This window comes from Pseudomonas sp. FG13 (assembly GCF_057809755.1).
This window is the reverse complement of record NZ_JBMDKO010000015.1, coordinates 1-16,095: the sequence shown is the minus strand read 5'-3', so window position 1 is coordinate 16,095 and position 16,095 is coordinate 1. Positions and strand designations below refer to the sequence as shown.

Annotated in this window: 10 protein-coding genes and 1 pseudogene; 9 read left to right on the top strand and 2 right to left on the bottom strand. The window is 63.2% G+C overall.

What is annotated here, in order from left to right; genetic code table 11:
- Positions 1-149 precede the first annotated feature (149 nt).
- The 5 genes and pseudogenes from ACODTO_RS14290 to ACODTO_RS14270 all read left to right on the top strand — a co-directional run bounded on the left by ACODTO_RS14290 (position 150) and on the right by ACODTO_RS14270 (position 6,146).
- Positions 150-2,363 (top strand): DUF1631 domain-containing protein, encoded by a 2,214-nt coding sequence (locus ACODTO_RS14290; protein ID WP_175363289.1) that lies wholly within the window; start codon positions 150-152, stop codon positions 2,361-2,363.
- Positions 2,364-2,426: 63 nt separating this feature from the next.
- Positions 2,427-2,987 (top strand): 1,6-anhydro-N-acetylmuramyl-L-alanine amidase AmpD, encoded by a 561-nt coding sequence (gene ampD, locus ACODTO_RS14285; protein WP_139648210.1) that lies wholly within the window; start codon positions 2,427-2,429, stop codon positions 2,985-2,987.
- A complete protein-coding gene (gene ampE, locus ACODTO_RS14280) occupies positions 2,984-3,820 on the top strand; it encodes a regulatory signaling modulator protein AmpE (protein ID WP_139648212.1) in 837 nt (278 codons plus the stop codon). The genes ampD and ampE overlap by 4 nt, the downstream gene beginning before the upstream one ends.
- A 328-nt stretch (positions 3,821-4,148) precedes the next feature.
- Positions 4,149-5,240, top strand: a pseudogene (locus tag ACODTO_RS14275) (methyl-accepting chemotaxis protein); the annotation flags it as partial.
- Positions 5,217-6,146 carry a methyl-accepting chemotaxis protein gene (locus ACODTO_RS14270; RefSeq protein WP_489106655.1) on the top strand — a complete coding sequence of 310 codons (930 nt, stop codon included), beginning with the start codon at positions 5,217-5,219 and terminating at the stop codon, positions 6,144-6,146. The pseudogene ACODTO_RS14275 and the gene ACODTO_RS14270, both read left to right, overlap by 24 nt.
- A gap of 497 nt (positions 6,147-6,643) precedes the next feature.
- Here ACODTO_RS14270 and ACODTO_RS14265 read toward each other — a convergent pair whose 3' ends face one another.
- Positions 6,644-7,420: a TatD family hydrolase gene (locus ACODTO_RS14265; RefSeq protein WP_489106607.1), complete on the bottom strand. Its 777-nt coding sequence runs from the start codon at positions 7,418-7,420 to the stop codon at positions 6,644-6,646.
- Positions 7,421-7,423: 3 nt separating this feature from the next.
- The gene (gene cra, locus ACODTO_RS14260; protein ID WP_139648218.1) at positions 7,424-8,419 is read right to left on the bottom strand and encodes a catabolite repressor/activator; all 996 of its coding nucleotides are present in this window, start codon (positions 8,417-8,419) and stop codon (positions 7,424-7,426) included.
- Positions 8,420-8,707: 288 nt separating this feature from the next.
- Here cra and ptsP point away from each other — a divergent pair, with 288 nt between their 5' ends.
- The 4 genes from ptsP (at position 8,708) to ACODTO_RS14240 (ending at position 16,017) form a co-directional block, all read left to right on the top strand.
- The gene (gene ptsP / locus ACODTO_RS14255; protein ID WP_175361772.1) at positions 8,708-11,572 is read left to right on the top strand and encodes a phosphoenolpyruvate--protein phosphotransferase; all 2,865 of its coding nucleotides are present in this window, start codon (positions 8,708-8,710) and stop codon (positions 11,570-11,572) included.
- Complete coding sequence (gene pfkB, locus ACODTO_RS14250) at positions 11,572-12,513, top strand: 1-phosphofructokinase (RefSeq protein WP_139648222.1); 942 nt, start codon at positions 11,572-11,574, stop codon at positions 12,511-12,513. Before ptsP ends, pfkB begins: the two co-directional genes overlap by 1 nt.
- Positions 12,514-12,527: 14 nt before the next feature.
- Positions 12,528-14,288: a PTS fructose-like transporter subunit IIB gene (locus tag ACODTO_RS14245; protein WP_175385541.1), complete on the top strand. Its 1,761-nt coding sequence runs from the start codon at positions 12,528-12,530 to the stop codon at positions 14,286-14,288.
- Positions 14,289-14,475: 187 nt separating this feature from the next.
- The gene (locus tag ACODTO_RS14240; protein WP_139648225.1) at positions 14,476-16,017 is read left to right on the top strand and encodes an alkaline phosphatase D family protein; all 1,542 of its coding nucleotides are present in this window, start codon (positions 14,476-14,478) and stop codon (positions 16,015-16,017) included.
- Positions 16,018-16,095: the final 78 nt, after the last annotated feature.

Sequence of the window (16,095 nt, the reverse complement as noted above, 5' to 3'; positions counted from 1 at the left end):
CGATTTCCCGGTCATTTATTGGGATGTATTTCGAGCTGGGTCACAGAGTCCTCTGGTGCGACGGGGTTCTTTTGCCAGATAATCCGCCTTTCGATTGACGTCATGGCTTTGACGTTGCCAACCGAAGAACACCGTTTCAGGAGGCCAGGATGCACAACGACGGGAATGTAGTGCCTTTGCATAAGGTGCCTACCGATCAGGCGAATCGCTCGCCACTCGCCCGTTTGCCTGTGATTCTGCTCCAGGTTCGCGACAAGGCTGCACAACAGCTGCGCCTGGGTTTGCAGAGGCTGTTCGATAACGCCGACGACACCTTGTTCGAAATGGCCGACCGGGCGCGCAACGATGTCGAGCAGAATCTGTTCTTCGAAGCCATGCGGGACCTGCGCCTGAAACGCAAAAGTATCGAGCGCGAATTCATCGAGCAGTTCTTCGAGGCGTTCGTCAGCCTCGCCCAGTACGACCTGACCCATGCCTCCTTGAACACTGCCATCGCCCCCGGTGCTCCGGTCCAGTCGACCCATGACGATCTGGAGCGCCATCTGGCAGTAGAAGCCATGGTCACCCGGGTGCTCAGTCGCGATGGGGCTTCCCTGGATCAACTGACGGCCCGGCTCAGCGTACTGCTGGCCCGACCGATGACGACCTCACAGAACCCCCTGAGCCCGGCGCTGTTGTGCGAGACCTTTCTGCAAGCCGGGCGCAACCTGGGAGTGGAGATCAAGGTCAAACTGATCCTGCTCAAGCTGTTCGAGCGCTATGTCCTCAGCGAGTGCGACCAGTTTTATGCCGAGGCCAATCAGTTGCTGGCGGCCACGGGTATTTTGTCGGACCTCAAGGTTTCGCCGTCCCGGCGGGCGTCGGATCGTGTCGACGAGGCTCCGCGCCCCACCTCGGAGCGTGCGGCCAAGCCCCGGGCCGCCGAGGTCGATGACAGCGTGCAGGAAGTGTTCTCCGCCTTGCAGAAACTGGTGATGCAGGTGCGTGGCAGCGTGGCACCGACCCTGGAGCCCAGCGCACCGGCACAGCCGATCTCGACCCGTGACCTGCTGCGCCTGCTTTCCCATTTGCAGCAATACGTGCCGGCGCCCACGCTCCAGGACGAGTTCGACCTGCGCAGCCAGCTCGAACAGCTGCTCACCCGGGTCAGCGTCAAGAGCGGCAAGTCCCGCGTGGTCGAAGGCGCCGACGAGGACGTGATCAACCTGATCGCGATGATGTTCGAATTCATTCTCGATGACCACAATCTGCCAGACACCCTCAAGGCGTTGATCGGCCGCCTGCAAATCCCGATGCTCAAGGTCGCGGTGCAGGACAAGAGTTTCTTCAGTCGTGGCAATCATCCCGCCCGCCGACTGCTCAACGAAATTGCCGCTGCCGCCATGGGCTGGGGCGATTGCGACGATCACCAGCGCGATAGCCTTTATCAGCGTATCGAACAAGTGGTGCAACGCCTGTTGAACGACTTCGTCGATGACCCGGCGATTTTCTCCGAAGTGCTGGCTGAGTTTCTCGCCTTCACCAGTGATGAGCGGCGCCGCAGCGAACTGCTCGAACAGCGCATCCGGGATGCCGAGGAGGGGCGGGCCAAGGCGGAGTTGGCCCGTCAGCGAGTCGAGGGCGCGTTGAATCAGGTCATGTTCGGCAAGGTGCTGCCCCAGGCCGTAGTGGAATTCGTGCAGCAGGCCTGGAGCCAGGTGCTGCTGTTGACCGGCTTCAAGCATGGCGAGCGGTCGGCCGAATGGCAGGCCGATGTCCTGACCCTGGAGCAACTGATCTGGAGTGTCCAGTATCACGATGAGCCGGATGCGGGCCTGCGCTTGCTGGCCATGGTGCCGGAGCTGCTCAAGGCTTTGCGCGAAGGGCTGAGCCGTTCGGCATTCGACCCGTTCGCCACCAGCGAATTCTTCAGCGAACTGGAAGTCCTGCACGTGCAGGCTTTGCAGCGTATGGGCCAAGCCACGGATCAGGCCCAGTCGGCGGATGCGCCGGTGATGATCGAGGTGCGGGAGAAGATTGTCCTGCGTCCCGCGTACAAAGCCTCGGCGGACAACGTGACGGTGCGCTTGCCGGCCGATGACGTGGGTCTGCTTCAGGTCGACCAGTTGCGCCTGGGGAGTTGGGTCGAGTTCCAGGAGGATGAGGACAACAGCCTGCGTTGCAAGCTGGCGGCGATCATCCAGAGCACCGGCAAATATATCTTCGTCAATCGTACCGGCCTCAAGGTACAAGAGCACAGTCGCACCAGCCTGGCCCTGGAGTTTCGCCGGGGGGCTGCACGCCTGTTGGACGACACCCTGCTGTTCGACCGGGCGCTGGAGTCCGTGCTCGGCAATCTGCGTCAACTCAATCGCGGCAAGTAATCGCACAGTCCGGGTCGATCACGGCATACTGACGGCATACCCGTCGTCTTCGAAGGAACCTGTATGCAGCTGGACCCCGCGAGCGGTTGGTGCGATGGCGTGCGTCATTGCCCATCACCCAACTTCAATGCGCGCCCCGAGGGCGAAATCTCCCTGCTGGTGATCCACAACATCAGCCTGCCGCCCGCTCAGTTCGCCACCGGTAAGGTGCAGGAATTCTTCCAGAATCGCCTGGATGTCACGGAACATCCCTACTTTGCCGGTATAGCCGACTTGCGTGTCTCCGCGCATTTTCTGATCGAGCGTGACGGCACCGTCACTCAGTTTGTCTCTTGTCTGGAGCGTGCGTGGCATGCGGGCGTGTCGTGTTTCGAGGGGCGGGAAACCTGCAACGATTTTTCCATTGGCATCGAGCTCGAGGGCACCGATGACCTGCCGTTCACCGACGCGCAATATACCGCGTTGGTGGAACTGACGCGGCAGTTGCAAGCGGCCTTCAAGGCGATCACCGTGCAGCGCATCTGCGGGCACAGCGACATCGCTCCGGGGCGCAAGACCGATCCGGGACCAGCGTTCGATTGGGCACGCTATCGAGCGGCCCTGACAGAAGGGGAAGGACAATGAGTTTTCTGGTGTTGCTACTGGCGGTCTGGATCGAGAAGTTCTCGGCCTTGCGCCAGCGGCTCCAGCGCGATGGCGCGTGGCTGGGCGAACTGAACCGGATCGAGGCGAGTCCGCGGTGGGCCAACTGGCCCTGGATGGTGCTGCTGGTGATGGTCCTGCTGCCCGTGGCACTGCTGGCGTTGTTGCTGTGGGTACTGGAGCCGCTGGCCTACGGGCTGCTGGTGCTACCGGTGCACCTGCTGGTGGTGATCTACAGCCTGGGGCGTGGGGATCTGTTGGCCGAGCTGGGACCGTTTCGCGATGCCTGGCGCCGCGAAGACCTGCAAGCGGCCACCCACGTGGCCAAGCGCGACCTGGGCATTGAAGCCGACGGTGGCGAGCAGTTGCTGGGACGTGTTCAGGCCCATCTGCTGTGGCAGGCCTACCAGAGCTTTTTCGCGGTGATCTTCTGGTACTTCCTGCTGGGCCCGGTGGCGGCCTTGAGTTATCGCCTGCTGGCATTGGCCGCCGAGCACAGCCAGAACCCCGGCGTGGCCGAGCGGGCAGCGCAACTGCGCCATGCCTTCGATTGGTTGCCGGTGCGGCTGCTGGCGGCGAGTTTCGCCTTGGTGGGCAACTTCGTGGCGGTCAGCCGGGTGATGCTGCATGAGCTGCTGAACTGGAACATCAGCGCCGCTCAGTTGGTCGACAAGGTCGGCCTGGTGGCTGGCGAAATTCCTGAGCCCGTGGCCGGGCCGGACGGCATCAACAGCCTCGATCGGCTCTGGGAATTACTGCTGCGTGCGGCGGTGCTCTGGTATGCCGGGTTTGCCTTGTGGACGGTGCTGGCTTAGGCGACGAGTTCATCCTTTATTGTGTGGAACAAGCTGTAGGAGCAAACCTTGCTCGCGATAGGGACAAGCCAGTCAACATTGTTGCGGATTGACTTACCGTAATCGCGGGCAAGCCTTGCTCCCACGGACAAATACCCTCCCAGGAAAGGAACGGAGCCCATCCCGGCGCCGTTAACCTTAAGTTACAAATCTCCCCTCCGATTTAGGCTATACAGGGACAGCGCCCGATAGTGGCTTTCTGCTGTCTCTGTGCGCATGCCCCATAACAATAAAAACATTCCCGGGAGACTTCCTTGTGAAGAGTTTGCTCTGGCCCGCCGTCGCCCTGATGAACCGCCTGAGTTTCGGCATGAAGTTCAGCCTGATCAGCGTGTTGTTCCTGCTGCCGATGCTAGCGACCAACTTCTTTCTGGTGCGCGATTCCTACCGTGAATTCCAAGGAACGCACGTGGAACTGCAAAGCCTCGACCTGCTGGGCAGCAGCCTGACCCTGCGCCGAGATCTGGAAACCCTGAACAACCTGGTGCAGATCAACGCCAGCCTGGGCCAGTCCGGCAAGGCCGGCGATGTGGACGCGAAAATAGGCACCCTCGAGCAACAGATCCTTGCGCGGCTGCAAGGCATGACCGCCATGGCCGTGGAGCCTGAACAGGCGAGTCTCTTCGACGCCAAGCGCGACGAAATAATCGCCGCGTTCAAGGCCCAGCAGGCCGAAAGCTCCCTGCAAAGCAAAAGTGCGCTGATCAGCAAGCTGCTCAACAGCTCGCAGATATTCAGCCAGATCATCGCCAGCCAGGCGGGGCTCAGTCGTGACAACCAGAGCGATATTCGTCAGCTCGGCGAACTGATTACCGGCGTGACCCCCGATGTCACCCAGATCCTGGGTGAGGGCCGCGCGCTGGGTGCTTCGGCCTTGGGCCTGGGGTTTCTCAATTCTGCCTCCAGCACCCGGTTCGATGAGCTGCTGGCGCAGATCGAAAAAATCCAGGGTGAATATGGCTTGAAGCTGCAAGATGCGCTGGTCTCCAGTCAGGCGGCCGGCCAAGCCCTTGCTGGCCCGGCTGACGCTAGCAAGGGCACTTTGAAGAAGGCCGCTGAACTGATCGAAGAACAGGTGGTGATGGCCGACGCCCTCGATGCACCCTGGTCGGCATTTTTCGATCAGGTCAGCAGCCTGATGGAGCAGACCTACCGGCTGAATAGCGCAGCGCTGGATTTCCTCGGTGTCCAATTGCAGCATCGCCTGGAGCAGAATCGCAGCCACATGGTGCTGCAAGCCGTGGCGTTAGTGGCGGTGTTCCTGCTGATTTTCTATTTGTATGCCGGCTTCTATGCCTCCACTCGCACCACCCTCCAGTACCTGGGGCGGATGATGGACAAAGTGGCGGCAGGGGACATGACGGTCAATTTCGTGGCCCGCAGCAAAGACGAACTGGGGGAGTTGGGGGAGGTGTTCAACGGCACGGTGGCGAAGATCCACGACCTGATCGAACGGGTGGGTCAGACCGTCATCGAGGTGGAGCGCCAGGCCGGACAGGTGGAGTCGGTATCGGCCCAGAGTAATCAGGCGGTAGCGGGCCAGCGCAGCCAGATCGAACTGGTCGCCACGGCGATGAACCAGATGTCGGCCACGGCCCAGGAGGTGGCCCGCAGTGCCGCTGCGGCGGTCAGCAGCGCTCACAGTGTGAATGATGAAACGCTTAGCGGGCGCGGGCTGGTGGAATCCCAGCAGGGCAGCATCGTCCGCCTGGCCAGCGAGATCGATCAATCGGTGCAGGTGATCAATCAGTTGGCGACCGATAGCCAGGCCATCAGTCGCGTGCTGGATGTGATCAAGAGCATTGCCGAGCAGACCAACCTGCTGGCCCTCAACGCCGCGATTGAGGCGGCTCGGGCCGGTGAGCAGGGACGTGGCTTCGCGGTGGTGGCCGATGAAGTGCGGACCCTGGCCAAGCGGACCCAGCAATCGACCGAGGAGATTGAAGCGATGATCAGCCGTCTGCACGGTGGCGTGGACGCCGCCGTCAAGGCTATGGGCACCAGTCATGAAATGGCCAGCGGCACGGTCGGTCAGTCGGAGAAGGTGCAGCGGGCGTTGGAAAATATCCTCGGTGCCGTTGGCATGATCGTCGACCAGAACCAGCAGATCGCCGCTGCGGTGGAGCAGCAGACGGCGGTGGCCCATGATATCGATCAGAACATTGTCGAGATTAACCGTGCGGGTGAGCGCACGGCCGAGGGGGCGCACCAGACTGAGGATGCCAGTCGTGAATTGTCGGTCCAGGTGGGGCAGCTCAAGGTGTTGATCAATGCGTTTCGGGTGTGAAGGCTCGTGTGGGAGCGAGCCTGCTCGCGATGGCGGTCTTACTGGGTACATATCCATTGCTGCGGTAACGGCTACTTATGGTTCCGCTCTTACAGCGGGTTACTTTTGGCAGACGCCCCAAAAGTAACCAAAAAGGCTTGGCCCCACCACTCGGCACCTCGCCTAGGCTCGGTGTGCCCTCACTCCGGCATTGCTCCGTGGGCCCGCCGCGAAGGGCCATCCATGGCCCAGCGCGGCTAACCCGGCATCCATGCCGGGTTGCCCACTACGCAATACCTGCGTTCGGCCGTCGTGGTTAACGGGGCCCGGAGATCAAAAGCAAAAGCAAAAGCAAAAGCAAAGCAAAGCAAAAGCAAGGCGGCTTTGCCGCCGACCTGCTTTTTGAGCGTACGTGTTCCCCCTGTGGGAGCGAGCCTGCTCGCGATGGCGTCGGTACATCCAACCTCTCTTACCCAGGCTGACCGCTTTCGCGAGCGAGTCCGCACAGGAGAGTGCGGTCACCAGTCGAACAATTGCCGGGTGTTCGCGGTGCTGGCCTCGGCCAGTTGCTCCGGGCTGATCGCCATGATTGCGGCCAGGGCCTCGCAAATCGCTGGCAGGTGCGCCGGGCTGTTGCGTTGGCCGGGGAACATTGCTGGGGCCATGTCTGGGGAGTCGGTTTCCAGCACAACCGCTTCCAGCGGCAGTTTCGCCAGTACCCTGTGCATGCGCAGGGCCTGGGGCCAGGTGGCGGCGCCGCCGAGGCCGAGTTTGTAGCCGAGCTTGATGTACTCGCGGGCTTCTTCGAAACTGCCGGCGAAGGCGTGGATGATCCCCGCGCGTTTCAGGGGAAGGCGCTTGAGGGTTGCGATCACCGCCGCATGGCTGCGACGCACGTGGATGAGTGCCGGTAATTCGAACTCCACCGCCAGTTGCAGTTGCGCTTCGAACAGCGTCTGCTGGCGCTCACGGTCCAGGCCCTCGACGTAGTAGTCCAGGCCGATTTCACCCACCGCGCACAATTGCCGATGCCCGGCCAGACGGGCCAGCCAGTCGCGCAGGTGCGCCACGTCATCGGAGCGATGCTGGTCGAGGTACACCGGGTGCAGGCCCAGTGCGGCGTGCAGGTCCGGGTCGCTTTGTACCAGGTCCCAGACCCGCTGCCAGTTGTCCCGATACACCCCCAGCACCACCATCTGCCGGACACCCAGGGCGCGGCTTGCGGCCAGCAGCGCTGGACGATCCGCGTCGAAGTCGGGAAAGTCCAGGTGGGTGTGCGTGTCGATCAGCTCCACGATTCAGTCCTGGTGGATACGCTGCTTGAAGGTCCGCGCAATGGCCTGCACGCCAGGTTGGTAGTCGCCGTTCTCGATGGCCGCCAGGGCCAGTTCCAGTGCCTTGTTGGCGATCAATTGATGCTGCTGGGACATGGCATTGACCGGCAGCGGCAGGAAATCCAGCAGTTGCGTGTCACCAAAGGTGCCCAGGCGCAGCGGGCGCGACTTGAGCGGGAAGTCGTGCAGGGCGTCGAACACCCCTTGCAGCAGTACGTAGGAAGTGGTGATCAGCGCATCGGGCAGATGCCCCAAGCGCATGAGCAAGTCGTCCATCAACTGGCGACCGCATTCACGGCTGAACGATTCGCCGTGCTCGACCAGCACCTGGCCTTCGAATCCGCTCAGTGCCTCGCGAAAGCCCGCGGCCCGTTCCTGGCTGATACTCAACTCGGGACGCGCGCCGACCAGCACGATCTGCCGAGGTTGCGTCTCCAGCAGGCTGCGGGTCAGGTGCAGGCTGGCTTGGCGGTCGTCACTGATCACCGAGCAGAAGTGCTCAGGCTCCATCACCCGGTCGATGGCGATGATCGGAATGCCTTTGGCCTGGAGCTGGCGGTAGCTGTCATCCCCGGCCGGCAGGCAACTGGCGACGATCAGCGCATCGCAGCGCCGGGCGCGGAACAGCTGCAACAGCTGCCGCTCACTTTCTGGCGCGTCATCGGAACTGGCGATCAGCAACTGGTAGCCCTGCGCCCGGGCGCCCTGTTCCAGCAGCTTGGCGATGCGGGCGTAACTGGGGTTTTCCAGGTCCGGCAGGATGAAGCCCAGGGTACGGGTATGCCGACTGCGCAATCCGGCGGCCTGGGGGTTAGGCGTGAAGCCATGTTCTTCGACCACCGCACGCACCCGTTCGACGGTCGCATTGCTGATGCGTTGCTGTTCGGCCTTGCCGTTGATGACATAGCTGGCGGTGGTGACGGACACACCGGCCAGTTGGGCGATATCACTGAGTTTCAACCCGTTTTTCCTTGTTTTTTCGAGTTTGCCCGACACTGAGCGCCCATCCTACCCGATTCGGCGCGACGGTCGTTGTCCAAACACTGGCGACAAGTTGCACTTCAAGGATGAGAGATTATCGAGTAACGTGCCAATCTTTCTAGATTAAACGTTTCAGCAAGCGTATTTTCAAGGCTAGCAGGATTTTTCTGGCCGCACTGCCGCGATACCGCCAAAAGCCGTCCTGTAACGCTAAGCTGTCATTCAAAACAATACCTGGCGCCAACCCGACGCCAAAAAGGAGAAAGCATGCTCGAGCTCAATCCAGAGCAGATATCCATGGCTCAAACCGCCGTGGATAAAGCCGCCGCGCTGCAATTGCTCGCTGACAAACTGGTGGCCGATGGCCTGGTGGCCGAAGGTTATCTCGCCGGCTTGCAGGCCCGCGAAGCCCAGGGTTCGACTTTTCTTGGCCAAGGTATCGCCATCCCCCACGGTACGCCGCAAACCCGCGACCTGGTGCACTCGACCGGTGTTCGTTTGCTGCAATTCCCGGACGGCGTGGACTGGGGCGACGGGCAAATCGTCTACCTGGCGATCGGTATCGCGGCCAAGTCCGATGAGCACCTGCGCCTGCTGCAACTGCTGACCCGCGCCCTCGGCGAGACCGACCTGGGTCAGGCGCTGCGTCGTGCCGGCTCCGCCGAAGCCTTGCTGAAGTTGCTGCAAGGTGCGCCGCAGGAGCTGGCCCTGGATGCGCAAATGATCGGGCTTGGGGTGTCGGCCGACGATTTCGAGGAGCTGGTGTGGCGTGGCGCCCGTTTGCTGCGCCAGGCCGATTGCGTGAGTAACGGCTTTGCCGGGGTGTTGCAGCAAGTCGATGCGCTGCCCCTGGGCGATGGCCTGTGGTGGCTGCACAGCGAACAGACCGTCAAGCGCCCGGGCCTGGCCTTCGTGACCCCGGACAAGCCCATCCGTTATCTGGGACAGCCCTTGAGTGGCCTGTTCTGCCTCGCCAGCCTCGGCGAAGCTCACCAGGCGTTGCTCGAACGACTCTGCGCCTTGCTGATCGAAGGTCGCGGCCACGAGCTGGGCCGTGCCACCAGCAGCCGCAAGGTGCTGGAAGTGCTGGGGGGCGAACTGCCTGCCGACTGGCCCAGTGCTCGAATTGGCCTGGCCAACGCCCATGGCTTGCACGCGCGTCCGGCCAAGGTCCTTGCGCAACTGGCGAAAAGCTTCGAAGGCGAGATCCGCGTGCGCATCGTCGACGGCCAGGATAGCGCCGTGTCGGCCAAGAGCCTGAGCAAGCTGCTGAGCCTGGGCGCCCGTCGCGGTCAGGTTCTGGAATTCATCGCTGAACCGAGCATTGCCGCCGATGCGCTGCCAGCATTGCTGGCGGCCATCGAAGAAGGCCTGGGCGAAGAAGTCGAACCGCTGCCGCCACCGAGTACGCCGCAGGAAAGCCCGATGGCCGAGGTTGCGACCGTGATGCTGGCTCCCGAATCCGGCAGCTTGATCCAGGCGGTGCCTGCCGCTCCGGGCATCGCCATTGGCCCGGCCCATATCCAGGTCCTGCAAGCCATCGACTATCCGCTGCGTGGCGAGTCGGCCGCCATCGAGCGTGAGCGTCTGCAAAACGCCTTGAATCAGGTGCGCCGCGACATCGAAGGCCTGATCGAGCGCGCCAAGGCCAAGGCCATCCGCGAAATTTTCATTACTCACCAGGAAATGCTCGACGACCCGGAGCTGACTGACGAAGTCGACACCCGTCTGAAGCTCGGTGAAAGTGCGCAAGCGGCCTGGATGGGCGTGATTGAAGCCGCCGCGAAAGAGCAGGAAGCCTTGCAGGATGCACTGCTCGCCGAGCGTGCTGCCGATCTTCGCGACGTCGGCCGCCGTGTGCTGGCGCAATTATGCGGCGTCGAAACCCCGAACGAACCCGAGCAACCGTACATCCTGGTGATGGATGAAGTCGGGCCGTCCGACGTGGCGCGCCTGGACCCGAGCCGTGTAGCGGGGATTCTCACCGCCCGTGGTGGCGCCACCGCTCACAGCGCGATTGTCGCCCGGGCCCTGGGTATTCCGGCGCTGGTGGGGGCGGGAGCCTCGGTGTTGCTGCTGGCGCCGGGCACTTCATTGTTGCTGGACGGCCAGCGCGGTCGCCTGCACGTGGAGCCTGATGCCGCCACCCTGCAGCGCGCCGTCGAGGAACGCGACACCCGTGAGCAACGCCTCAAGGCCGCCGCCGAACAGCGTCACCAACCTGCGCTGACCCGTGATGGCCACCCGGTAGAGGTGTTCGCCAACATCGGTGAAAGCGCCGGTGTCGCCGGCGCGGTGGAGCAGGGGGCCGAAGGCATCGGCCTGTTGCGCACCGAACTGATTTTCATGGCCCACACTCAGGCCCCGGACGAAGCGACCCAGGAGGCCGAATACCGCAAGGTGCTCGATGGCCTGGCCGGCCGACCGCTGGTGGTGCGCACGTTGGATGTCGGCGGCGATAAACCGTTGCCGTACTGGCCGATCGCGAAAGAAGAAAACCCGTTCCTCGGTGTGCGGGGCATCCGCCTGACCTTGCAGCGCCCGCAGATCATGGAGGCGCAACTGCGTGCCTTGCTGCGTTCGGCGGACAACCGTCCGTTGCGGATCATGTTCCCGATGGTGGGCAGCGTCGAAGAATGGCGCCAGGCCCGGGACATGACCGAGCGCCTGCGCCTGGAAATCCCGGTGGCGGACCTGCAACTGGGGATCATGATCGAAGTGCCGTCCGCCGCGTTGCTCGCGCCGGTGCTCGCCAAGGAAGTCGACTTCTTCAGCGTGGGCACCAACGACCTGACCCAGTACACCCTGGCCATCGACCGCGGCCATCCAAGTCTTTCCGCCCAGGCCGACGGCTTGCACCCGGCGGTGCTGCAATTGATCGACATCACCGTGCGCGCTGCCCATGCCCATGGCAAATGGGTGGGTGTGTGTGGCGAACTGGCGGCCGACCCGCTGGCCGTACCGGTGCTGGTGGGCCTGGGGGTGGATGAACTGAGCGTGTCGGCCCGCAGCATTGCCGAGGTCAAGGCGCGAGTACGCGAACTGAGCCTCGAACAGGCACAGACCCTGGCTCGCGAAGCACTGGTCGTGGGCAGTGCCAATGACGTGCGCGCATTAGTGGAGGCGCTGTAATGGCGAAGATTCTTACCCTGACCCTCAACCCGGCGCTCGACCTCACGGTGGAACTGGCGCGCCTGGAACCGGGCCAGGTCAACCGCAGCGATGCCATGCACAGCCACGCCGCCGGCAAAGGCGTGAACGTGGCCCAGGTACTGGCTGACCTGGGGCATACGCTGACCGTCAGCGGCTTTTTGGGTGAAGACAACGCCCAGGCGTTCGAGACGTTGTTCGCTCAACGCGGTTTTGTCGACGCCTTTATCCGGGTGCCCGGGGAAACCCGCAGCAACATCAAGCTGGCCGAGCAGGATGGACGTATCACCGACCTCAACGGCCCCGGCCCGAGGGTCGATGAGGCGGCGCAGCAGGCGTTGCTGGCGCGTCTGGAACAGATCGCCCCTGGGCACGATGTCGTGGTGGTGGCGGGCAGCTTGCCCCGGGGCGTCAGCCCACAGTGGTTGCAGGCATTGGTCACACGCCTGAAAACCCTCGGCCTGAAGGTGGCCCTCGACACCAGCGGCGAAGCCTTGCGCGTTGCATTGGCCGCCGGGCCGTGGCTGATCAAGCCGAACACCGAGGAATTGGCCGATGCATTGGGCTGCGAAGTGGTGACCGAGCAGGCCCAGGCCCAAGCGGCGCAACGCCTGCACGCTCAGGGCGTCGAGCATGTGGTGATTTCCCACGGTGCCGACGGTGTGAATTGGTTCAGTGTCGGTTCGGCACTGCACGCTTCTCCCCCCAAGGTCACCGTCGCCAGTACCGTGGGCGCCGGGGATTCGCTGCTGGCGGGCATGCTGCATGGCCTGCTCGGTGCGCATACGCCGGAGCAGACCCTGCGCACTGCCACGGCCATCGCCGCGATGGCGGTCACGCAGATCGGTTTCGGCATTCATGACACCGCGTTGCTGGCGTCGCTTGAACAGGGCGTGCGCGTGCGCCCCCTGACAGAACAATAAGAGGGTTCGCGAGAATGAAATTAGCCATTGTGACGGCCTGCCCGAACGGCATGGTCACCAGTGTGTTGTGCGCCCGCCTGCTGGACGCGGCGGCCCAGCGCCAGGGATGGAGCACCAGTGTCGAAGTCCATGACGCGGCCCATCCGGAGCGCCAGTTGTCGGCGGCGACCCTTGAGGCCGCCGAGTGGGTGTTGCTGGTTGCCAGCGGCCCGGTGGACTTGTCGCGGTTCGTCGGCAAGCGGTTGTTCCGCAGCACCCCGGCCCAGGCCCTGCAGGATGTCGATTCGGTGCTGCGCCGTGGCGCCGAAGAGGCAGCGGTCCTGGTGGAGTCGGATGTTCAGCAGGAGGCGGCTGTTGCTGCGCAATCGTCCGCAGCAGTGAGCGAACATGCGCCGCGCCTGGTTGCCATCACCGCGTGCCCGACGGGCGTGGCCCATACTTTCATGGCCGCCGAAGCATTGCAGCAGGCCGCGGCGCGATTGGGCTACGACTTGCAGGTGGAAACCCAGGGTTCGGTGGGCGCGCGCAATCCGTTGAGTCCCCAGGCCATTGCCGAGGCGGACGTGGTGCTGCTGGCGACCGACATCGAAGTCGCCACCGAGCGTTTTGCCGGCAAGAAGATCTACCGCTGCGGCACGGGCATCGCCTTGAAACAAGCGGAGGCCACGCTGAAAAAAGCCTTGGCCGAAGGGCAGCAGGAAACGGCGTCCAGTAGCAGTGCGGGGCCGGCCAAGGCGGAGAAGACCGGCGTCTACAAGCATTTATTGACTGGCGTGTCGTTCATGCTGCCGATGGTGGTGGCCGGTGGTCTGTTGATCGCGTTGTCGTTCGTGTTCGGCATTACCGCGTTCAAGGAGCCTGGCACCTTGGCCGCCGCGCTGATGCAGATCGGTGGCGAAAGCGCATTCAAATTGATGGTGCCGTTGCTGGCCGGTTACATCGCCTATTCCATTGCCGACCGTCCGGGTCTCGCGCCGGGGATGATCGGCGGGATGCTGGCGAGCACCCTGGGTGCCGGGTTCATCGGCGGGATCATCGCCGGCTTCCTGGCCGGCTACGCGGCCAAGGCGATCAACCGTTACGCACGTCTGCCCCAGAGCCTGGAAGCGCTCAAGCCGATCCTGATCATCCCGCTGTTGGCGAGTCTGTTTACCGGGCTGGTGATGATCTACGTGGTGGGCAAGCCAGTGGCGGGCATGCTCGCAGGCCTGACCCATTTCCTCGACAGCATGGGCACCACCAACGCGATTCTGTTGGGTGTGCTGCTGGGGGCGATGATGTGTGTCGACCTTGGTGGCCCGATCAACAAGGCCGCCTACGCGTTTTCGGTGGGCCTGCTGGCGTCGCAGAGTTACGCGCCGATGGCCGCGACCATGGCCGCTGGCATGGTGCCGCCAATTGGCCTGGGCATCGCCACCTTCATCGCCCGGCGCAAGTTTGCCCAGACCGAGCGCGAGGCCGGTAAGGCGGCCTTGGTGCTGGGGCTGTGCTTCATTTCCGAAGGTGCGATTCCGTTCGCGGCGAAGGACCCGCTGCGGGTGATCCCGGCCAGCATCGCCGGTGGTGCGCTGACCGGTGCGCTGTCGATGTACTTCGGTTGCAAGCTCATGGCGCCCCACGGCGGGCTGTTCGTGATGCTGATCCCCAACGCCATCAACCATGCGTTGCTGTACTTGCTGGCGATTGTGGCGGGCAGCCTGCTGACGGCGGTGGCATATGCACTGCTCAAGCGGCCGGAGCAAGTCGAGATGGCGTTGGAGCCTGCCAAGGCCTGACCCAACGCAATCCTCCTGTGGGAGCGAGCCTGCTCGCGATAGCGGTGTATCAGCCAACGACTCTGTTGACTGACCCTCCGCAATCGCGAGCAGGCTCGCTCCCACAGTTGTTTGGGGTGTCCAGGGGATGGTTGTCACACCCGATTAACACGAGCATGTTCTAGTTTTCCCATTTGGGAGGAACACCATGAGCGAATTCGACCTGGGCCGTCGTCGTGTGATGCAGGCCGTGGGGGCGGGGTTGTTGTTGCCGGGGTTGGCGCCGGCGGTGATTGCCTCGGTCAAGGATCGGCCGGTACTGACCGATGGTGTGCAATCCGGTGACTTGCAGGGTGATCGGGTGATGATCTGGAGTCGCAGCGACCGTCCGGCACGCATGGTGGTGGACTGGGACACCCGTAGCGGCTTCTCCAACCCTCGGCGCGTTGTCTCGCCACTGGCCGACAGCCGCAGCGATTTCACCGCCCGGGTCGAGCTCACCGGCCTGCCGCCCGACCAGGCGATTTTCTACCGCGTACACTTCGAAGACGCCCGGAGCGGCGTTGCCAGTGAGCCCTGGTTGGGCCATCTGCGCAGCGCCCCGCAGTTCAAGCGCAATATCCGTTTTGTCTGGAGCGGCGACACCGTCGGCCAGGGCTTCGGGATCAACCCTGACCTTGGCGGCATGCGCATCTACGAAGCCATGCGCCTGCGCCTGCCGGACTTCTTCATCCACAGCGGCGACACGATTTACGCCGACGGCCCGGTGCCGGCCCAGATCACCACGGAAGGCGGGCGCATCTGGCGCAACCTCACCACCGAAGCCAAGAGCAAGGTGGCCGAGACGCTGGACGAGTATCGCGGCAACTACCGCTACAACCTGATGGACGAGAACGTGCGGCGTTTCAACGCTGAGGTGCCGCAGATCTGGCAGTGGGACGATCACGAGGTGGTCAATAACTGGTCGCCGGGCAAGCAGTTGGACGAGCGCTACCAGACCAAGGATATTGGCACCCTGGTGGGCCGCGCGCGCCAGGCCTGGTTGGAATACGCGCCGATGCGCTTGCAGAAGGCCGATGGCGGCGGGCGGATCTATCGCAAGCTCGCCTATGGACCGATGCTGGATGTGTTCGTGCTCGACATGCGCAGCTACCGCGAAGCCAATGACGCCAACCTCGGCGCGGCCAAACCTTTCCTCGGTCGTGAGCAGTTGGATTGGCTCAAGCGCGAGTTGAAGCAATCCCGTGCCCAATGGAAAGTCATCGCCGCCGACATGCCCATCGGCTTGGGCGTGCCCGACGGCGAAGTCAGCCCCGGCGTGCAACGCTGGGAAGCCGTCGCCAACGGTGACCCGGGCCAGGCCCAGGGCCGCGAAGTGGAAATGGCCGAGCTGCTCGGCTACCTGCGCAAGCATCAGGTACGCAACTACGTCTGGCTCACCGCCGATGTCCACTATTGCGCCGCCCACCACTACCACCCGGAACAGGCCGCGTTCCAGGATTTCGAGCCGTTCTGGGAGTTTGTCGCCGGACCGCTGAACGCGGGTAGTTTCGGCCCCAACGTCCTGGACAAGACCTTCGGCCCCGAAGTGGTGTTCCAGAAGGCGCCACCGGCCCAGAACACCTCGCCGTTTGCCGGCTATCAGTTCTTTGGCGAGGTGAACATCGACGGGCAGAGCGGGGAGATGAACGTGGTGTTGCGGGATCTGGAAGGGGTGGCGGTGTTCGAGAAGAAGCTGCAGCCGGTGTGAATTCCTGCCGCACAACATTCCCCCTGTGGGAGCGAGCCTGCTCGCGATGCGGTGTGTCAGTCGACAGAAATGCTGACT